Genomic DNA, 15,642 nt, shown 5'->3' on the forward strand with positions numbered 1-15,642 from the left:
CGGGCCGGTGTTCAGGGCGATGTCCGGTCGAAACCGGGAAGTGGTGCTAATGGAGAATCTCAGTAGACGAAGCGTCCTGACGCTCGGTGCCGCGCTGGGACTGGTAGCTGTGGCGGACGCCCCCAAGGCGTGGGCGTGGTCGTCGTCCGGCTCTATCGCCGGGACCGACACGGTCACCGACCCGTGGGACGTCTGGGACGACGACACCGACCCGCTCGTCGCCTCGATGCTGGACGCCGGTCAGATCCCGGCCGTGAACACCGCGTTCGCGTCCTGGATCCGCAACGGCGACGCGCTGCCCGCCGGCCTGCCCCCGGCGCTCACCACCTACCTGCGGCGGGTCAACACGCTGCCGTCCTGGGCCGACCAGGCCAAGCTGGACCGGGCCGCCCAGTTCAACAAGCGCATGAGCATGTACCTGTTCCTGCTCTACGGCCTGGGCAGCGGGATCATGAGCACGGTGATCCCGCGCGAGGCCCGCAACGTCTACTGGTCCGAGGGCGGCGCGGACATGAAGTCGCGCGCCGCGAAGACCTTCACCTACGGCTACGACCTGAGCGCCCCCGACGCGTTCAAGGCCACCGGCAGCTTCGTGGTGACCTCGCACAAGACGCGGCTCACCCACGCGGCGGTGCGGCACCTGCTGCCGCGGTCCGCGCCGTGGCGCGGCGTCACCGACCACCCGATCCCGATCAGCAACGGCGACATCCTCATCACCTTCCACAGCCTCGGCACGTACGTGCACCGCAAGCTGCTCGACTGGCGTCGCTGGGGCCTGCGGATGTCGGCTGCGGAGGAGGAGGCCTACCTGCACATGTGGCAGGTCGCGCTGCACCTGCTCGGCGTCCGCGACGAGTTCATCCCGAACAGCTGGGCCGCCGCCGAGGAGCAGTCCCGGTACGCGCTGTCCCCGCTCCTCGCGCCGACGCCCGAGGGCATCGACCTGGCCGACATCCTGCTGAACCTGACGTCCTCGGTGGACCTCGGCGTCACCCGGGGATTCCAGCGGGAGTTCGCGCGCTACGTGCTCACCGACCGGATCGGCGACTGGTTGCGGCTGCCGCGCGACTACATCTCCCGGGGCGTGATCGAGGCCGGCTGGCCCACGTACGTGATGTTCCGCGAAGGGCTCTCGCCGCTCATGCCGGAGACGTTCGGCCTGTTCGACAGGTTCATCCGCGGGCTGGCGATGCTGTTCCTCAACAACGGCTCGTCCGCGTCGCACACCCCGATCACGATCCCGGTGATGAACCGGCCGGGCACCTGAGCGGATGCGGCCTCACAGCGTCAGGGCGCCGGTGACCAGCGCGGTGACCGCGTCCCGGTGACCGGGCGAGTCCTGCCAGCGCAGGGCCCGCCCGGCCTCCACCGCCACGCCGAACCCGGCGTGCACGAGCAGCCGGGCATGCCGCCGGTCCAGGTCCGGCCGGACCGCCCGCAACTGCTGCTCCCAGACCGCGATGTGCTCGCGCTGGGCGAGGATCAGCGGACGCCGTACGTCGGCGGGCAGGCCGGCCACCTCGGCCTCGGCCACGCTGTTGAGGGTGTTGTGCTCGAAGCAGTAGGCCACGTACGCCGCCGCCAGCGCGACCACGGCCTGCCGCGGGTCGGCCGCCCGCTGGAGACTGCGGTCGACCGCCTGGGCGAGCAGTTCCGCCGCCTGGAGGCAGGCGGCCACCAGGATGTCCACCTTGCCGGGGTAGTGGCGGTAGATCGCGGACGGGGCGAGCCCCACCGCCTGGGCGATCTGCGCGTTCGTGACGGTGGCGAAGCCGTCCCGGGCGAACAGCGGCACGGCCGCGGCCAGGATCTGCGCGCGCCGGGTGCGGGGCACCGGCTGGGCGGGCAGCTCCACCAGCCGCGCGGTCCCGGCGGCTGTCGTCGGATCGGTGGCGACCACCCGCATCGCTGACCGCAGCACCAGGTCCTCGATCCGGCGCTGGGCGATCGAGGTGTGGTGCATGGTCACCGAGCCGATCACACCGAGCGCCGCCACCGCCCGCAGGCGCTCGTCGGGCAGCGGGTACTCCCGCCGTACCATCTCGGTCACCCGGCCCACGACGTGGCCGAACTTCGCGCGGAGCAGGTGGCGGTCCGCGCGGCCGAGGTAGCGGGCCTCCCACCGGTAGAGGCCGCCGGAGGAGCGGTGCGCGACGGTGACCCGGGTGAGGGCCAGCAGCACGTCGGCCAGCGCCGCGTCCGGCGGCCACTCGTCGACGGCCCCGACCAGGTTGTCCACCATGACGTTCGCGCACTCGGCGAACAACGCGTACTTGTTCGGGAAGTGCCGGTACAGCGCGGGCGCGCTGATCCCGACCGCCGCGGCGATCTCCTCCATGGACGCGCCGTGGTAGCCGCGCTCGCTGAACACCTGCCCGGCCGACTCCACGATGACCTGCCTGCGGTTGCGTGGCCGGGTGGCCGCGGCCGGCCCGGTGGTCACCGGACCGTCCGGGCGGACGCGGACGGGCACAGGACCATAGGTGTCAGTCAACCACAGGGCCTCACGCCGCCCGGGCGGTCGCTGGACGCCGGTCAGGCGTGCAGGACGGCGAGCGCGAGCCGGGCGGTCTGGTCGTCGTAGCCCGCCGTGCGGTCGAAGCGGCCGAGCCGCCCGACGTCGGTGACCACGTTCAGCGCGGCGTGCACGAGCACCCGGGCGTCGCCGGCCGGCAGCTCCGGTCGTACCGCCCGGACCAGGCCCACCCACTCCTCGACGTGCAGCCGCTGCGCGCCGCGCAACTGGTGACGGTCCCGCTCCGGCAGGTTGTTGTTCTCCGCCAGGTACACCGCGACCAGGTCGCTCTGGCCGAACGCGAAGTCGACGTACGCGCGCACCACCCGGTGCAGCGCGTCGGCCGGGTCGCTCGCCTCGGCGATGGCCGCCGTGGTGGCACCGGTCAGCCGGTCGGTGGCCCGGTAGTAGGCGGCCGCGAGCAGGTCGGCCTTGCCGGGGAAGTAGCGGTACACGCTGGATGCCTGCATGCCCGCGGCGCGGCCGATGTCCTCCACCGCGACGGCGTGGTAGCCGTGCCTGTGGAACAGCCGCATCGCCTCGATCAGCAGCAGCTCGCGGCGCGACGCCGGGCGGACCGGCCCGGTGGCGGGGGAGTCCTCCACCCCGGTGCGCCGCCGGGGCGGCACCGTGGGCGCGTCGGTCCGCAGCAGCGTCCGGGCGACGCGGGTGAGCAGGTGCTCGGTGTCGGCACCGGCCGTCCGGTACGTGGTCACGCTGCCGAACGCGCTCAGCGCCGCGTTCACCAGCAGATCGGCCTGCGCGGCGGTCAGCTCGGGGCGCAGCTCGCGCAACGGCGCGGCGACGCGGCCGATGAGCGTGGCCATCGACGCGGCGAACTCCTGCCGGTGCTCGGGCGTCAGGTAGCGGCCCTCCCACTGGTACAGCCCGGCCACCCGCCGCCTGCTCACCGTGACCTCGGCGAGCGCGCGCAGCAGTTCGTCGAGCAGCCCGTCCGCGTCGTTCGCCGCCGGCTCCTCGGTCGCGGCGAGCAGGGCGCCGACGACCTCCCGGGTGGCGTGCACGAGGATCGCGTACTTGTTAGGGAAGTGCCGGTAGACGGCCGGCCCGCTGATGCCGACGGCGGCGGCGATCTCGTCGACCGAGACCCCGTGGTAGCCCCGCTCGCAGAACAGCTCGGCCCCGGCGAGCGCGATGCGGGCCTTGCGGTCCTTGGGCCGCCGGACCGGTGCCGGGACGGTGTCGCCTGCTGCTCGTCGCACCGCTACAGGTTAGCGCCCCCTCGCGTCCGTCAGGTGGTGCCCCACGCGCTTCCCGTCGCGGAGGCCGGAGCCGGACAGCGCGGAACGCTTCTTGACAAGGAGCCGCAGCCTCAAGAAAAGTTAGGCGAAATTCGCATGCGGGTGAGCGATGAGGAGCTTGGCATGACGACCGATGCGTTCATCTACGACGCGTTGCGCACGCCGCGCGGGCGGGGCAAGCCGACCGGATCGCTGCACGGGGTGAAGCCGGTTTCGCTCGTCACCGGCCTGATCGGGGAGATCCTGCGGCGGATGCCCGGCCTCGATCCGGCGCTGATCGACGACCTCGTGCTCGGGGTGGTGTCGCCGCTCGGCGACCAGGGCGCCGACATCGCCCGGACCGCCGCCGTCGCCGCCGGCCTGCCCGACACGGTGGCCGGCGTGCAGCTCAACCGCTTCTGCGCCTCCGGCCTGGAGGCGGTGAACATCGCCGCGCAGAAGGTGCGCTCCGGCTGGGAGGATCTCGTCCTCGCCGGTGGTGTCGAGTCGATGTCCCGGGTGCCGATGGGCTCCGACGGCGGGGCGTGGGCGCTCGACCCGGAGGTCAACTTCACCACCGGTTTCGTGCCGCAGGGCATCAGCGCCGACCTCATCGCCACCATCGCCGGCTTCGACCGGGAGACGGTGGACGCGTACGCGCTCCAGTCGCAGGCGCGGGCCGCCAAGGCGTGGGCCAACGGCTACTTCGCCCGGTCCGTGGTGCCGGTCCGCGACCGCAACGGGCTGACCGTGCTGGACCGGGACGAGCACATCCGGGCCGACTCGACGGCGGAGAGCCTCGGCGCGCTGCGCCCCTCGTTCGCCGAGATCGGCGAGAAGGCCGGCTTCGACGCTGTCGCGTTGCAGAAGTACCACTGGGTCGAGCGCATCGAGCACGTCCACACGGCGGGCAACTCCTCCGGCATCGTGGACGGCGCGGCGCTCGTCGCGATCGGCAGCGAGGCGGCCGGTGCCGCCGCCGGTCTCACCCCGCGCGCCCGCGTGGTGGCCACCGCGCTCAGCGGCGCCGACCCCACCATCATGCTCACCGGCCCGGCCCCGGCCGCCCGCAAGGCGCTGGCGAAGGCCGGTCTCGGCGTGGACGACCTGGACCTGGTCGAGATCAACGAGGCGTTCGCCGCCGTGGTCCTGCGGTTCGTCGCCGACCTGGGCCTGAACCCGGACATCGTCAACGCCAACGGCGGGGCGATCGCGATGGGCCACCCGCTGGGCGCGACCGGCGCCATGATCCTCGGCACGCTCGTCGACGAACTGGAGCGACGCGGCGGCCGCTACGGGCTGGCCACGCTCTGCGCGGGCGGCGGCATGGGCATCGCGACCGTGATCGAACGAATCTGAGGAGCACGAATGGCAAACACCATCCGGTGGGAGCACGGCGACGACGGCATCGTGCTGCTCACCCTCGACCATCCCGGCCGCTCCGCGAACGTGATGAACGCGGAGTTCGGCGAGAGCCTGGCGGCCACCGTGGACCGGCTCGAGGCCGAGCGTGACCGGATCACCGGCGTGATCGTCACCTCGGCCAAGAAGACGTTCTTCGCCGGCGGCGACCTGGAGACCCTGGTGCGGCTCACGCCCGCCGACGCCGAGGCGTCAGCGGCCGACGCGGCCGCGCTCAAGCAGGCCGTACGCCGGCTGGAGACGCTCGGCCGCCCGGTCGTCGCCGCGATCAACGGCTCCGCCCTCGGCGGCGGGCTGGAGCTGGCCCTGGGCTGCCACCACCGCATCGTGCTCGACGACCCGAGCATCGAGATCGGCTTTCCCGAGGTCACGCTCGGCCTGCTGCCCGGCTGCGGCGGCGTGGTGCGCACCGTCCGGCTGCTCGGCGTCACCGCCGCGCTGACCGACTGGCTGCTGCGCGGCCAGCGCCGCCGGCCGCAGGACGCGCTCGCGCACGGACTGGTCGACGAACTCGCCGCCGACCGGGACGCCCTGATGGCCGCCGCCCGCGAGTGGGTCGCCGCGAACCCGGACGCCACCCAGCCGTACGACCGCAAGGGCTACCGGATGCCCGGCGGCACCCCGTCCAGCCCGGGACTCGCGATGCAGTTGCCGGCCATGCCCGCGCTGCTGCGCAAGCAGCTCAAGGGCGCGCCGTACCCGGCGCCGCGCAACATCCTCGCCGCCGCCGTCGAGGGCGCCCAGGTCGACCTGGACACCGCGTTCACGATCGAGGGGCGGTACTTCACCGAGCTGGCCACCGGCCAGATCGCCAAGAACATGATCAAGGCGCTCTTCTTCGACCTCCAGGCCGCCCGGTCCCGCACCGCCGGTGGCGACCACCAGCCGGTACGCAGCGTCGCCGTCGTCGGCGCGGGCATGATGGGCGCCGCCATCGCGTACGTCTGCGCCCGCGCCGGGATGCGGGTGGTGCTCAAGGACGTCACCGCCGAGGGTGCGGCGCGCGGCAAGGCGTACTCGGCGGGCCTGCTCGACAAGGCGGTCGCCCGGGGCCGGTCCACGCCGGAGAAGCGGGACGAGATCCTGGGCCGCATCCACGCCACCGGCGACCTCGCCGACCTGGCCGGCGTCGACCTCGCGATCGAGGCGGTCTTCGAGGACCCGGCGCTCAAGCACAAGGTGTACGCCGAGATCGAGCAGGTCGCGCCGGGCGCGCTCATCGCCTCCAACACCTCCACACTGCCCATCACCCTGCTCGCCGAGGGCGTCAGCCGGCCGGAGGAGTTCGTCGGGCTGCACTTCTTCTCCCCGGTGGACAAGATGCCGCTGGTCGAGGTGATCCGCGGGGAGCGGACCGACGAGGCCACGCTGGGCCGGGCGCTGGGTGTCGTCCGTCAGCTGCGCAAGACGCCGATCGTCGTCAACGACAGCCGGGGCTTCTTCACCAGCCGGGTCATCGGCACGTTCACCAACGAGGGCGTGGCGATGCTGGCCGAGGGCATCCCGGCGGCGACCATCGAGCAGGCCAGCAGCCAGGCCGGCTATCCCGCGCCGGTGCTCGCGCTGATGGACGAGCTGACCCTCACCCTGCCCCGGAAGATCCGCCTGGAGACGGCCGCCGCGACAGTGGCGGCCGGGGGCACGTGGCAGCCGCACGCCGCCGACGCGGTGATCGACGCGATGATCGACGGGTGCGGCCGGACCGGACGCTCCGGCGGCGCCGGCTTCTACGACTACCGCGACGGCAGGCGGGCCGGGCTCTGGCCGGGGCTGCGGGAACTGTTCGGCGGCACGAACCTGGACACGCCGTTCGAGGACCTCAAGGAGCGAATGCTCTTCATCGAGGCGATCGAGTCGGTGCGGTGCCTGGACTCCGGCGTGCTGACCTCGGTGGCCGACGCCAACGTCGGCTCGATCCTGGGCATCGGCTATCCGAGCTGGACCGGCGGCGTCCTGCAGTACGTCAACCAGTACGACGGCGGGCTGCCGGGCTTCGTGGCCCGTGCCCGGGTGCTGGCCGAGCGTTACGGCGAGCGGTTCGACCCGCCGCCGCTGCTGGTCGCCATGGCCGAGCGGGGCGAGCGGTTCGAGTAGACGACGACGCGGCCCGGCCGGTGTGGGGCGAACCCACCGGCCGGGCCGGGTCGCGTCAGAGCATCCGGTCGGACAGTCCGTACGTCTTGGCGATGATCTCGCGCTGGATCTCGCTCGCGCCGCCGTAGACTGTGGACACGATCGCCGAGCGGACCAGGCGCTCCATGTCGAACTCGGTGGTGTAGCCGTAGCCGCCCATCATCTGCATCGCGTCCAGCGCGACGCGCCGGGCCGTCTCGGTGGCCTTGAGCTTCGCCATCGAGGTCTCCCGGGGCAGCACCGTGTCCGGCGCCTTGTCGACCTTGGCGGCGGTGTCGTAGACCAGCAGCCGGGCGCACTCGATCTCGGTGGCCAGGTCGGCCAGGCGGTGCCGGATCACCTGGAACGATCCGATCGGCCGGCGGAACTGGCGGCGGTCCTTCACGTACGCCACCACGTCGTCGAACGCCCGCCGGGCGATGCCGAGCACCACGCTGGCGAGGATCAGCCGTTCCATGTTGAGCCCGGCCATCAGCTGCCGCCAGCCGTGGTCGACCCGGCCGACCACCGCGTCGGCGGGCAGCACGCAGTCGGTGAAGTAGAGGTCGTTCACCTCCCGGCCGCCCATGGTGTCGATGCCGGAGACGGTCAGGCCGGGCGCGCGGGCCGGGACCAGGAACATGGTCAGGCCGTGGTGGTCGCCGGCCCGGCCCGAGGTGCGCGCGACGAGCAGGATGTGCTCGGCCAGGTGGGCGTTGGAGCACCACGTCTTCTGACCGTTCACCACCCACCCGTCCCCGCGCCGTTCGGCACGGCAGCTCAGGTTCGCAACGTCCGAGCCGGCCTCGGGCTCGGACATCGCCACCGCCTCGACCACGCCGCGCGCCACCCCGCTGAGGATCAGCTTCTTCTGCTCCGGTGTGCCGAACCGCTGGTAGGTGGCGGCGACGATGATCGAGGTGGTGAAGCCGCCGATCGGCGCCATCGCCCGGCTGGTCTCCTCCAGGAACAGGCACAGCTCCGTCATGCCGGCGCCGCCGCCGTCGAACTCCTCTGGCAGCGACAGCCCCAGCCAGCCGAGGTCGGCCATCTTCCGGTACAGCTCCGGGCTGTGCGGTTCCCGGCCGCCGTTCGTGAGGTTCTGCCGCTGCTCGCGGGTGCCCACCTCGCGGCGGCAGAAGTCCCGCACCGCCTCGACAAGTGACAGTTGCTCGTCGGTCCACTCCACAGCGGTACCTCCAGCGCATCGTGAGGGATTGACAGCAAGGCTAGACTATCGAATATCAAATGTCAGGAGGCTGCCCGATGACGTCCCTCGTGGAGCACCCTCGCCGGCTGAGCGTCGTCGACCCGGTGACAGGTGAGCACCGCGCCGACTACGACCTCGCCGACGACGCCGCCGTGCGCGCCGCCGTGACGCGGGCCCGCGAGGCGGCCGGCTGGTGGGCCGGTCTGGACGCCAAGCAGCGCCGCCGCCATCTGCTGGCGTACAAGGCGGCGGTCGCGGGCGGCATCGAGGAACTCGCCGGCATCGTCCGGAGCGAGACCGGCAAGAGCCTCGCCGGGGCCCAGCTCGAGGTGATGCTCGCCGTCGAGCACCTGGACTGGGCGGCCCGGCACGCCGCGCGGGTGCTCAGGCGGCGCTCGGTCTCCTCCGGCCTGCTCGCGTTCAACCAGGCCGCCTCCGTCGAGTACGTGCCGTACGGCGTGGTCGGCGTGATCGGCCCGTGGAACTACCCCGTCTACACGCCGATGGGCGCGGTGTCGCACGCGCTCGCCGCCGGCAACGCGGTGGTGTTCAAGCCCAGCGAGTTCACCCCGGGCGTCGGGGTGTGGCTGGCCGAGCGCTGGCACGAGCTGTTTCCCGACCACCCGGTCCTCCAGGTGGTCACCGGAGACGGCACGACCGGCGCCGCGCTGTGCCGCGCCTCGGTCGACAAGATCGCGTTCACCGGGTCGGCGGCGACCGGCCGGTCGGTCATGGCCGCCTGCGCCGAGAGCCTGACACCCGTGGTGATCGAGGGCGGCGGCAAGGACGCGCTGATCGTCACCGCCGACGCCGACCTCGACGCGGCCGCGCGGGCGGCGGTCTTCGGCGGCCTGGGCAACGCCGGGCAGACGTGTGCCGGCGTCGAGCGCGTCTACGTCGAACGGTCCGTCTGCGAGCCGTTCCTGGCCACGCTGACCGAGCTGGCGCGGCAGGTCCGGCCGGGTGCCGAGCCGGACGCGCCGTACGGGCCGATGACCACGCCCACCCAGCCCGAGGTCGTCCGGCGCCACGTCACCGACGCGCTCGACCGGGGCGGCCGGGCGGTGGTCGGTGACGCGGCTTCGGTCCGGCCGCCGTTCGTGGAGCCGGTCGTGCTGACCGACGTGCCGGAGGACAGCACCGCCGTCACCGAGGAGACGTTCGGCCCGGTGCTGGTGGTCAACCCGGTCGCCGACGCCGACGAGGCGGTCCGCCGCACGAACGCGACCAGCTACGGGCTCTCCGGCTCGATCTTCACCCGCGACCGCCGCCGTGGCCTGGCGCTCGCCGGGCGGCTGCGGGCCGGCGCGGTGTCGGTCAATTCGGTCCTGGGGTACGCGGGCGTGCCCTCACTGCCGTTCGGCGGCGTGGGCGACTCGGGGTTCGGCCGGGTCCACGGCGTGGACGGCCTGCGCGAGTTCGCCCGGGCGCGGTCGGTGACGTGGCAGCGGTTCCGGCCGCCGATCGAGGTGATGACGCTCCAGCCGTCCGCGTCGGCCATGAAGCGCTCGCTGGCGATGTTCGCGTGGCGTCATGGCCGCCGGTGACGGCTCACCCGTTCCACACGCCCAGCCCGTCCAGGTGCTTGACCAGCCGTTCCGCGCCGTCGGTGAAGTGCCGGGCCATGACCGGCCGGACGGCCTCCGGGTCGCCCGCGGCGAGCGCGTCGAGCAGCGCCTCGTGATCGGCGACCATGCCGGCCCGCCACTGGGCGTCGGCGGCGTAGAACCGCGACGGCGTGTAGCGGGTCACGGTGCGCAGCAGCCACGACAGCTTGCGCGCGTCGGCGAGCCGGTTGATCCGGCGGTGGAACTCGTATTCGAGCTGCTCGACCCGGCTGACCTGCCGGGCCTGGGCGGCGCGGCGCAGCCGCTCGTGCTGCTGCCGCAGGTCGTCGAGCTGCTCGGGGGTGATGCTGACGGCGACCCGGGCGGCCAGCTCACCGGCGATGTGGCCCTGGAGGCTGAACACGTCGATGATGTCCTGCCTCGACAGCGGCGCCACCACGTGCCCGCGGCGCGGTTGCAGCTCGACCATGTCCTCCGCGCGCAGCATCAGCAGCGCCTCGCGTACCGGAGTGATGCTCAGCCCGGTCTCCTGGGCGACCTCTTCGAGCCGGATGCGTTCGCCCGGGCGCAGCTGGCCCGACATGATCCGGTCGCGCAGCAGGCTCGCCACGGTCTCGGAGAGCTGGGGTTGGGAGACGTTCTGGATCCTGCCGCGGTCCGCCACCAGTTGAGGGTATCAAATGTCAAATGTCACAACCGGGACGCCGGCCGGCGCCGGACTGCGGGCCGCCACCAGGGGCGGTGTGCGCACCATCTGGTTCGACCGGCCCGACCGGCGCAACGCGATGACGCTGGAGATGTTCCGCGACTACTACGCGGCCCTGGTGACGGCGGACGCCGACCCGGAGGTGCGGGCGGTGGTGGTGACCGGCTCCGGCGACTGGTTCTGTGCCGGCGCCGACCCGGAGGCGCTCGCCGCGCTGCTGGACGAGCGCAACCGTGACCTGCTCGCCGGTGAGTTCGGGTTCCCGCCGCACCTGCCGCTGACGCTCGGCACGCCGATCGTCGCCGCGATGAACGGCGGCGCGGCGGGCCTGGGCCTGGTCCACGCGCTCTACGCCGACGTGCGGTTCCTGGCGGCGCAGGCGCGCCTGTCCACCTCGTTCAGCCGCCTCGGCCTCGTCGCCGAGTACGGCAGCGCCTGGCTGCTGCCCCGGCTGGTCGGCGTCGGCGCCGCGCTGGACCTGCTGGTGTCCGGCCGCAGGGTCGACGCGGTGGAGGCGCTGCGGATCGGACTTGTGCAACGCGTGCTCCCGCGCGACGAGGTGCTGGCCGAGGCCCAAGCCTATGCCGCCGAACTGGCCGAGCACTGCTCACCGGCGTCCATGGCGGTGATCCGGCGGCAGGTGTTCGGCGGCCTGGAGACCGGCGTGGGCGAGGCAGCCGCCGACGCGATCCGGCTCATGGTCGAGTCCCTGGCCGGCCCCGACTTCGGCGAGGCCCTGCTCAGCCGGGCCGAGGGGCGCCCGCCCCGCTTCGCGCCACGGGCCGGCGCGTGAGCGGCCCGCTCGCCGGCGTCCGGGTCGTGGAACTGGCCGGCATCGGGCCCGGCCCGTTCGCCGCCATGCTGCTCGCCGACCTCGGCGCCGACGTGGTGCGCGTCGACCGGCCGGAACCCGGCGCGTTCGCGGCCGGCGACCCCGGACAGAACCTGCTCAACCGGGGCAAGCGCTCGATAGTGGTGGACCTGAAGCACCCCGCCGGCGCCGAGGTGGTCCTCGCGCTGGCCGGCCGGGCCGCGATCCTGATCGAGGGCTGGCGTCCCGGTGTGGCCGAGCGGCTCGGCGTCGGACCGCAGGACGCGCTCGCCCGCAACCCGGCCCTGGTCTACGGGCGGATGACCGGCTGGGGCCAGGACGGTCCGCTGGCCCGCGCCGCCGGCCACGACATCGGCTACATCGCCGTCGCCGGGGCGCTGCACCCGATCGGCCGGGCCGGCGGGCCGCCGCAGATCCCGCTCAATCTGGTCGGCGACTTCGGCGGCGGCTCGCTCTACCTGGTCGTCGGCCTCCTGGCGGCGCTGCACGTGGCCGGTGCCACCGGCCGGGGCCAGGTCGTCGACGCCGCCATCGTGGACGGCGCGGCGCACCTCACCACCCCGTTCGCCGGGCTGCTCGCGCAGGGCGCCTGGCGAGCCGAGCGGGGCCGCAACCTGCTCGACGGCGGCGCCCCGTTCTACGACGTGTATGCCACCGCCGACGGCGGGCACATGGCGGTGGGCGCGCTGGAGCCCCAGTTCTACGCCGAACTGCTGCGGCTGCTCGGGCTCGCAGGCGCGGACCTGCCGGCACAGCACGACGTGGCGGGCTGGCCGGTGCTGCGCGCCCGCTTCGCCGAGGTGTTCGCCGGCCGTACCCGCGACGAGTGGACCGCCGTGTTCGACGGCACCGACGCCTGCGTCGCGCCGGTGCTGTCGCTGGCCGAGGCGCCGGGCCACCCGCACCTGCTCGCGCGCGGCACGTACGAGGAGCACTTCGGCGTCCGGCAGCCGGCCGTGGCGCCCCGCCTGTCCGGCACACCGGGCCGGGTCGGCGGCCCGCCGCCCGCGCCGGGCGCGGACACCGGGCCCGTGCTCACCGACTGGGGGCTGGGCGCACACCTACCGCGGTGGCGGGACGACGGCGTCGTCCGCCAGGGACAGGGAGTTCACTGATGCGTATCGGGACGACACTGGCGTACGCCGCCGATCCCCGCAGCGGCGCGGACGACGTGGCCGCCTGGGAACAGGACGGCCTGGACGTGGCCTGGGTGTCCGAGGCGTACGGCTTCGACGCGCCCACGGTGATGGGTTACCTGGCCGCCCGGACGAGCCGGATGCACATCGGCTCGGCGATCCTGCCGATCTTCTCGCGTACCCCGGCTCTGCTGGCACAGACCGCGGCGGGCCTGGACGCCATGTCCGGTGGCCGGGCCATCCTCGGCCTCGGCGCGTCCGGACCGCAGGTGATCGAGGGCTGGCACGGCGTCGCCTACGACAGGCCGCTGGCCCGTACCCGCGAGGTGATCGAGATCTGCCGGCGGGTGTGGCGGCGGGAGACGCTGACGAACGACGGCCTCTACCCGCTGCCGTTGCCGCCCGGCGAGGGCACCGGGCTGGGCAAGCCGCTGAAGATCCTCACCCACCCGGTACGCGACCGCATCCCGATCCACGTGGCGAGTCTCGGCGACCGGAACGTCCGGATGACCGCCGAGATCGCCGACGGGTGGCTGCCGTTCCTCTACGACCCGCGGCGCGCGGGCGACGTCTGGGGCGCCGCGCTGGCGGCCGGCCGGGCGAAACGCTCCGCCGACCTCGGGCCGCTGGAGGTGGTGGCCGGCGGGCCGCTGGCCATCGGCCCGGACGTGACCGGGCTGCGCGACCTCGCCCGGCCGCTGATCGCCCTGTACGTGGGCGGGATGGGCGCCAAGGGCCGCAACTTCTACCACGACCTGCTGTGCCGCTACGGCTACGAAGCCGAGGCGGACCGCGTCCAGGACCTCTACCTGGCCGGCCGCAAGGCCGAGGCCGCCGCCGCGGTGCCGGCGGAACTGCTGGAACGCACCAGCCTGATCGGGCCGGAGAGCTACGTGCGCGACCGGGTCCAGGAGTACCGCGACGCGGGCGTGACCATCCTCAACGTGGCACCGCTGGGCGAGGACCCCCGGCGTCTCGTCGCCGCCGTCGCGGACATGGCCCGGTAGCGCGGGGAGGAGCTGACACATGGACCGCGCGATCTTCACCGCCGACCACCTCGCGTTCGCCGAACTGGTGCGCGCCTTCATCGACAAGGAGATCACCCCGCACCACGAGCGCTGGGAGGCAGACGGCATCGTCGACCGCGCCGTGTGGCGGGCCGCCGGGGCAGCCGGGCTGCTCGGGTTCTTCGTCGACGAGCGGTACGGCGGCTCCGGGGTCACCGACCGGCGGTTCCACGCCGTCCTGACCGAGGAACTCGCCCGGGCGGGCGCGAGTGGTCCGGCGTTCGGCCTGCACAACGACATCATCGGCCCGTACCTGACCGACCTGACCACCGAGGAGCAGAAGCAGCGCTGGCTGCCGGGCTTCTGCTCCGGCGAGATCGTCACCGCCGTCGCCATGTCCGAGCCGGGCGCCGGCAGCGACCTTCAGGGCATCACCACCACGGCGGTACGCGACGGCGACGACTACGTCCTCAACGGGCAGAAGACGTTCATCAGCAACGGCATCCTGGCCGACCTGGTGATCGTGGTGGCCCGTACCGACCCCGGCGCCGGGCGGCGGGGGATCAGCCTGCTCGTGGTCGAGCGCGGCATGCCCGGCTTCGAGCGTGGGCGCAACCTCGACAAGCTCGGGCAGAAGGCGCAGGACACCGCCGAGCTGTTCTTCGCCGACGTCCGCGTACCGGTGGCCAACCTGCTCGGCGCGGAGGGCGAGGGCTTCGCCTACCTGATGCGCAACCTGCCCCTGGAACGGTTGTCGATAGCCGTCGCGGCGCTCGCCGGCGCCGAGACGGTGTTCGCGCAGACGCTCGACTACTGCAGGCAGCGCCGGGCGTTCGGCCGTCCCATCGGCAGTTTCCAGCACAACCGGTTCGTCCTCGCCGAACTCGCCACCGAGCTGCGCCTGGGCCGGGTCTTCGTCGACAACTGCCTGGTCGCGCCGGACCTGAGCGCGGAGACGGCGGCGATGGCGAAGTGGTGGTGCACCGAGCTGCAGCAGCGCGTCGTGGACCGGTGCCTCCAGCTGCACGGCGGGTACGGCTACATGCGCGAGTACCCGGTGGCCCGCGCCTACCTGGACGCCCGCGTGCAGACCATCTACGGCGGCACCACCGAGATCATGAAGGAGGTGATCGGCCGGTCACTCGGCCTGTGAGCCGGGCTCCAGCATGGGTACGAGGAACCGGCGGGCCATCTCCCGCAGCGCGTCGGCGTCGTCCAGGTCGATGACGTGGCTCGGGGTCAGCAGGAAGGAGCAGGACAGCCGGGTCATCAGCTCGGCCACCACCTCCACGTCGACAGTGGCGGCGATGGTGCCGGCGCGCTGCTCGCGGCGCAGTTGCCCGGCGACGAACCGCTGCACGGTGGCCAGGGTCCGCCCGCCGTCGCTGATCATCGAGGGGATGAGCACGTCCGGTTCGACGGTCATCAGCCCGCCGATCAGCGGGTTGCGGCGGATCGCGTCCAGCGCGCTGACGAAGCCCAGCACCACCCGGTCGCCGACGGTGGCCGCCTGCTGGATGTCGACCAGGAACCGGTCGAAGTAGCGGCGGAACTCGCGGCGGACGACCTGCTCGACCAGCCGGTCCTTGGTGGCGAACCGGCGGTACGCGGTGATCCGGGAGACACCCGCCCGGCGGGCCACGTCCTCCATCGTGGAGCGGCGGATGCCCATCCGGCAGAACTGCTCGTAGGCCGCGTCGAGGATCCGGGTCGCCACCTCGTCGGTGTCGTCGGCGCTCTGCAACGCCTCGGTGAAGGCGCGTTCCAGCAGCGACTCCGGCGGGCCGGCCGGTCCGCCGTGACCCGCCTCGGGGGAGGACGCCTGCGCCGCAGCGGTCCGGGCCATGGGTGCCCTCCCGGGAGAGACGGTGACGCGGTTGGCGCTTCACCGTA

The 15,642-nt window shown here is 73.2% G+C and carries 13 protein-coding genes; 8 read left to right on the forward strand and 5 right to left on the reverse strand.

What is annotated here, in order from left to right:
- Positions 1-49 precede the first annotated feature (49 nt).
- On the forward strand, positions 50-1,267 hold the full coding sequence (locus AB0C17_RS08455; RefSeq protein WP_357390196.1) for an oxygenase MpaB family protein: 1,218 nt from the start codon (positions 50-52) through the stop codon (positions 1,265-1,267).
- 12 nt (positions 1,268-1,279) lie between these two features.
- Here AB0C17_RS08455 and AB0C17_RS08460 read toward each other — a convergent pair whose 3' ends face one another.
- Both AB0C17_RS08460 and AB0C17_RS08465 read right to left on the reverse strand, forming a co-directional pair.
- The gene (locus AB0C17_RS08460; RefSeq protein WP_357477494.1) at positions 1,280-2,443 is read right to left on the reverse strand and encodes a TetR/AcrR family transcriptional regulator; all 1,164 of its coding nucleotides are present in this window, start codon (positions 2,441-2,443) and stop codon (positions 1,280-1,282) included.
- 92 nt (positions 2,444-2,535) lie between these two features.
- Positions 2,536-3,738, reverse strand: coding sequence for a TetR family transcriptional regulator (locus tag AB0C17_RS08465; protein WP_357469377.1), 1,203 nt, complete (start codon positions 3,736-3,738; stop codon positions 2,536-2,538).
- A 162-nt stretch (positions 3,739-3,900) separates the two neighbouring features.
- On the opposite strand from AB0C17_RS08465, the gene AB0C17_RS08470 reads away from it, so the two are divergent.
- Together AB0C17_RS08470 and AB0C17_RS08475 are read left to right on the forward strand one after the other, a co-directional pair.
- Positions 3,901-5,115 carry an acetyl-CoA C-acetyltransferase gene (locus tag AB0C17_RS08470; RefSeq protein WP_357390202.1) on the forward strand — a complete coding sequence of 405 codons (1,215 nt, stop codon included), beginning with the start codon at positions 3,901-3,903 and terminating at the stop codon, positions 5,113-5,115.
- Positions 5,116-5,124: 9 nt separating this feature from the next.
- Positions 5,125-7,272: a 3-hydroxyacyl-CoA dehydrogenase NAD-binding domain-containing protein gene (locus AB0C17_RS08475; RefSeq protein WP_357477497.1), complete on the forward strand. Its 2,148-nt coding sequence runs from the start codon at positions 5,125-5,127 to the stop codon at positions 7,270-7,272.
- A 55-nt stretch (positions 7,273-7,327) separates the two neighbouring features.
- Here the strand turns inward: AB0C17_RS08475 and AB0C17_RS08480 are convergent, their stop codons facing one another.
- Positions 7,328-8,479: an acyl-CoA dehydrogenase family protein gene (locus AB0C17_RS08480; protein WP_357477500.1), complete on the reverse strand. Its 1,152-nt coding sequence runs from the start codon at positions 8,477-8,479 to the stop codon at positions 7,328-7,330.
- A gap of 77 nt (positions 8,480-8,556) precedes the next feature.
- Here AB0C17_RS08480 and AB0C17_RS08485 point away from each other — a divergent pair, with 77 nt between their 5' ends.
- Positions 8,557-10,047 (forward strand): aldehyde dehydrogenase family protein, encoded by a 1,491-nt coding sequence (locus AB0C17_RS08485; RefSeq protein WP_357477503.1) that lies wholly within the window; start codon positions 8,557-8,559, stop codon positions 10,045-10,047.
- Between the two features lie 4 nt (positions 10,048-10,051).
- On the opposite strand, the gene AB0C17_RS08490 is transcribed toward AB0C17_RS08485, so the two are convergent.
- Positions 10,052-10,732 (reverse strand): GntR family transcriptional regulator, encoded by a 681-nt coding sequence (locus AB0C17_RS08490; protein ID WP_357390210.1) that lies wholly within the window; start codon positions 10,730-10,732, stop codon positions 10,052-10,054.
- Positions 10,733-10,748: 16 nt separating this feature from the next.
- Here AB0C17_RS08490 and AB0C17_RS08495 point away from each other — a divergent pair, with 16 nt between their 5' ends.
- Genes AB0C17_RS08495 through AB0C17_RS08510 form a run of 4 tightly spaced genes read left to right on the forward strand, consistent with a single transcriptional unit; the run spans position 10,749 to position 14,902 of the window.
- Positions 10,749-11,567: an enoyl-CoA hydratase-related protein gene (locus tag AB0C17_RS08495; protein ID WP_357477506.1), complete on the forward strand. Its 819-nt coding sequence runs from the start codon at positions 10,749-10,751 to the stop codon at positions 11,565-11,567.
- The gene (locus AB0C17_RS08500) at positions 11,564-12,721 is read left to right on the forward strand and encodes a CaiB/BaiF CoA-transferase family protein (RefSeq protein WP_357390214.1); all 1,158 of its coding nucleotides are present in this window, start codon (positions 11,564-11,566) and stop codon (positions 12,719-12,721) included. Before AB0C17_RS08495 ends, AB0C17_RS08500 begins: the two co-directional genes overlap by 4 nt.
- On the forward strand, positions 12,721-13,749 hold the full coding sequence (locus AB0C17_RS08505) for an LLM class F420-dependent oxidoreductase (RefSeq protein ID WP_357477509.1): 1,029 nt from the start codon (positions 12,721-12,723) through the stop codon (positions 13,747-13,749). Before AB0C17_RS08500 ends, AB0C17_RS08505 begins: the two co-directional genes overlap by 1 nt.
- A gap of 19 nt (positions 13,750-13,768) precedes the next feature.
- Positions 13,769-14,902 carry an acyl-CoA dehydrogenase family protein gene (locus AB0C17_RS08510; RefSeq protein ID WP_357477512.1) on the forward strand — a complete coding sequence of 378 codons (1,134 nt, stop codon included), beginning with the start codon at positions 13,769-13,771 and terminating at the stop codon, positions 14,900-14,902.
- Here AB0C17_RS08510 and AB0C17_RS08515 read toward each other — a convergent pair.
- On the reverse strand, positions 14,888-15,595 hold the full coding sequence (locus tag AB0C17_RS08515) for a helix-turn-helix domain-containing protein (RefSeq protein ID WP_357477515.1): 708 nt from the start codon (positions 15,593-15,595) through the stop codon (positions 14,888-14,890). The two genes, AB0C17_RS08510 and AB0C17_RS08515, sit on opposite strands and share 15 nt — an antisense overlap.
- Positions 15,596-15,642: the final 47 nt, after the last annotated feature.

Source organism: Micromonospora sp. NPDC048887, assembly GCF_040649715.1.
Taxonomy (GTDB): domain Bacteria; phylum Actinomycetota; class Actinomycetes; order Mycobacteriales; family Micromonosporaceae; genus Micromonospora.

Excerpts from the sequence above, each read along its gene's own strand:
- AB0C17_RS08455 (WP_357390196.1), top strand. The coding sequence starts at position 50 with ATGGAGAATCTCAGTAGACGAAGCGTCCTGACGCTCGGTGCCGCGCTG.
- AB0C17_RS08470 (WP_357390202.1), top strand. The coding sequence starts at position 3,901 with ATGACGACCGATGCGTTCATCTACGACGCGTTGCGCACGCCGCGCGGG.
- AB0C17_RS08475 (WP_357477497.1), top strand. The coding sequence starts at position 5,125 with ATGGCAAACACCATCCGGTGGGAGCACGGCGACGACGGCATCGTGCTG.
- AB0C17_RS08485 (WP_357477503.1), top strand. The coding sequence starts at position 8,557 with ATGACGTCCCTCGTGGAGCACCCTCGCCGGCTGAGCGTCGTCGACCCG.
- AB0C17_RS08495 (WP_357477506.1), top strand. The coding sequence starts at position 10,749 with ATGTCAAATGTCACAACCGGGACGCCGGCCGGCGCCGGACTGCGGGCC.
- AB0C17_RS08505 (WP_357477509.1), top strand. The coding sequence starts at position 12,721 with ATGCGTATCGGGACGACACTGGCGTACGCCGCCGATCCCCGCAGCGGC.
- AB0C17_RS08510 (WP_357477512.1), top strand. The coding sequence starts at position 13,769 with ATGGACCGCGCGATCTTCACCGCCGACCACCTCGCGTTCGCCGAACTG.
- AB0C17_RS08515 (WP_357477515.1), bottom strand. The coding sequence starts at position 15,595 with ATGGCCCGGACCGCTGCGGCGCAGGCGTCCTCCCCCGAGGCGGGTCAC.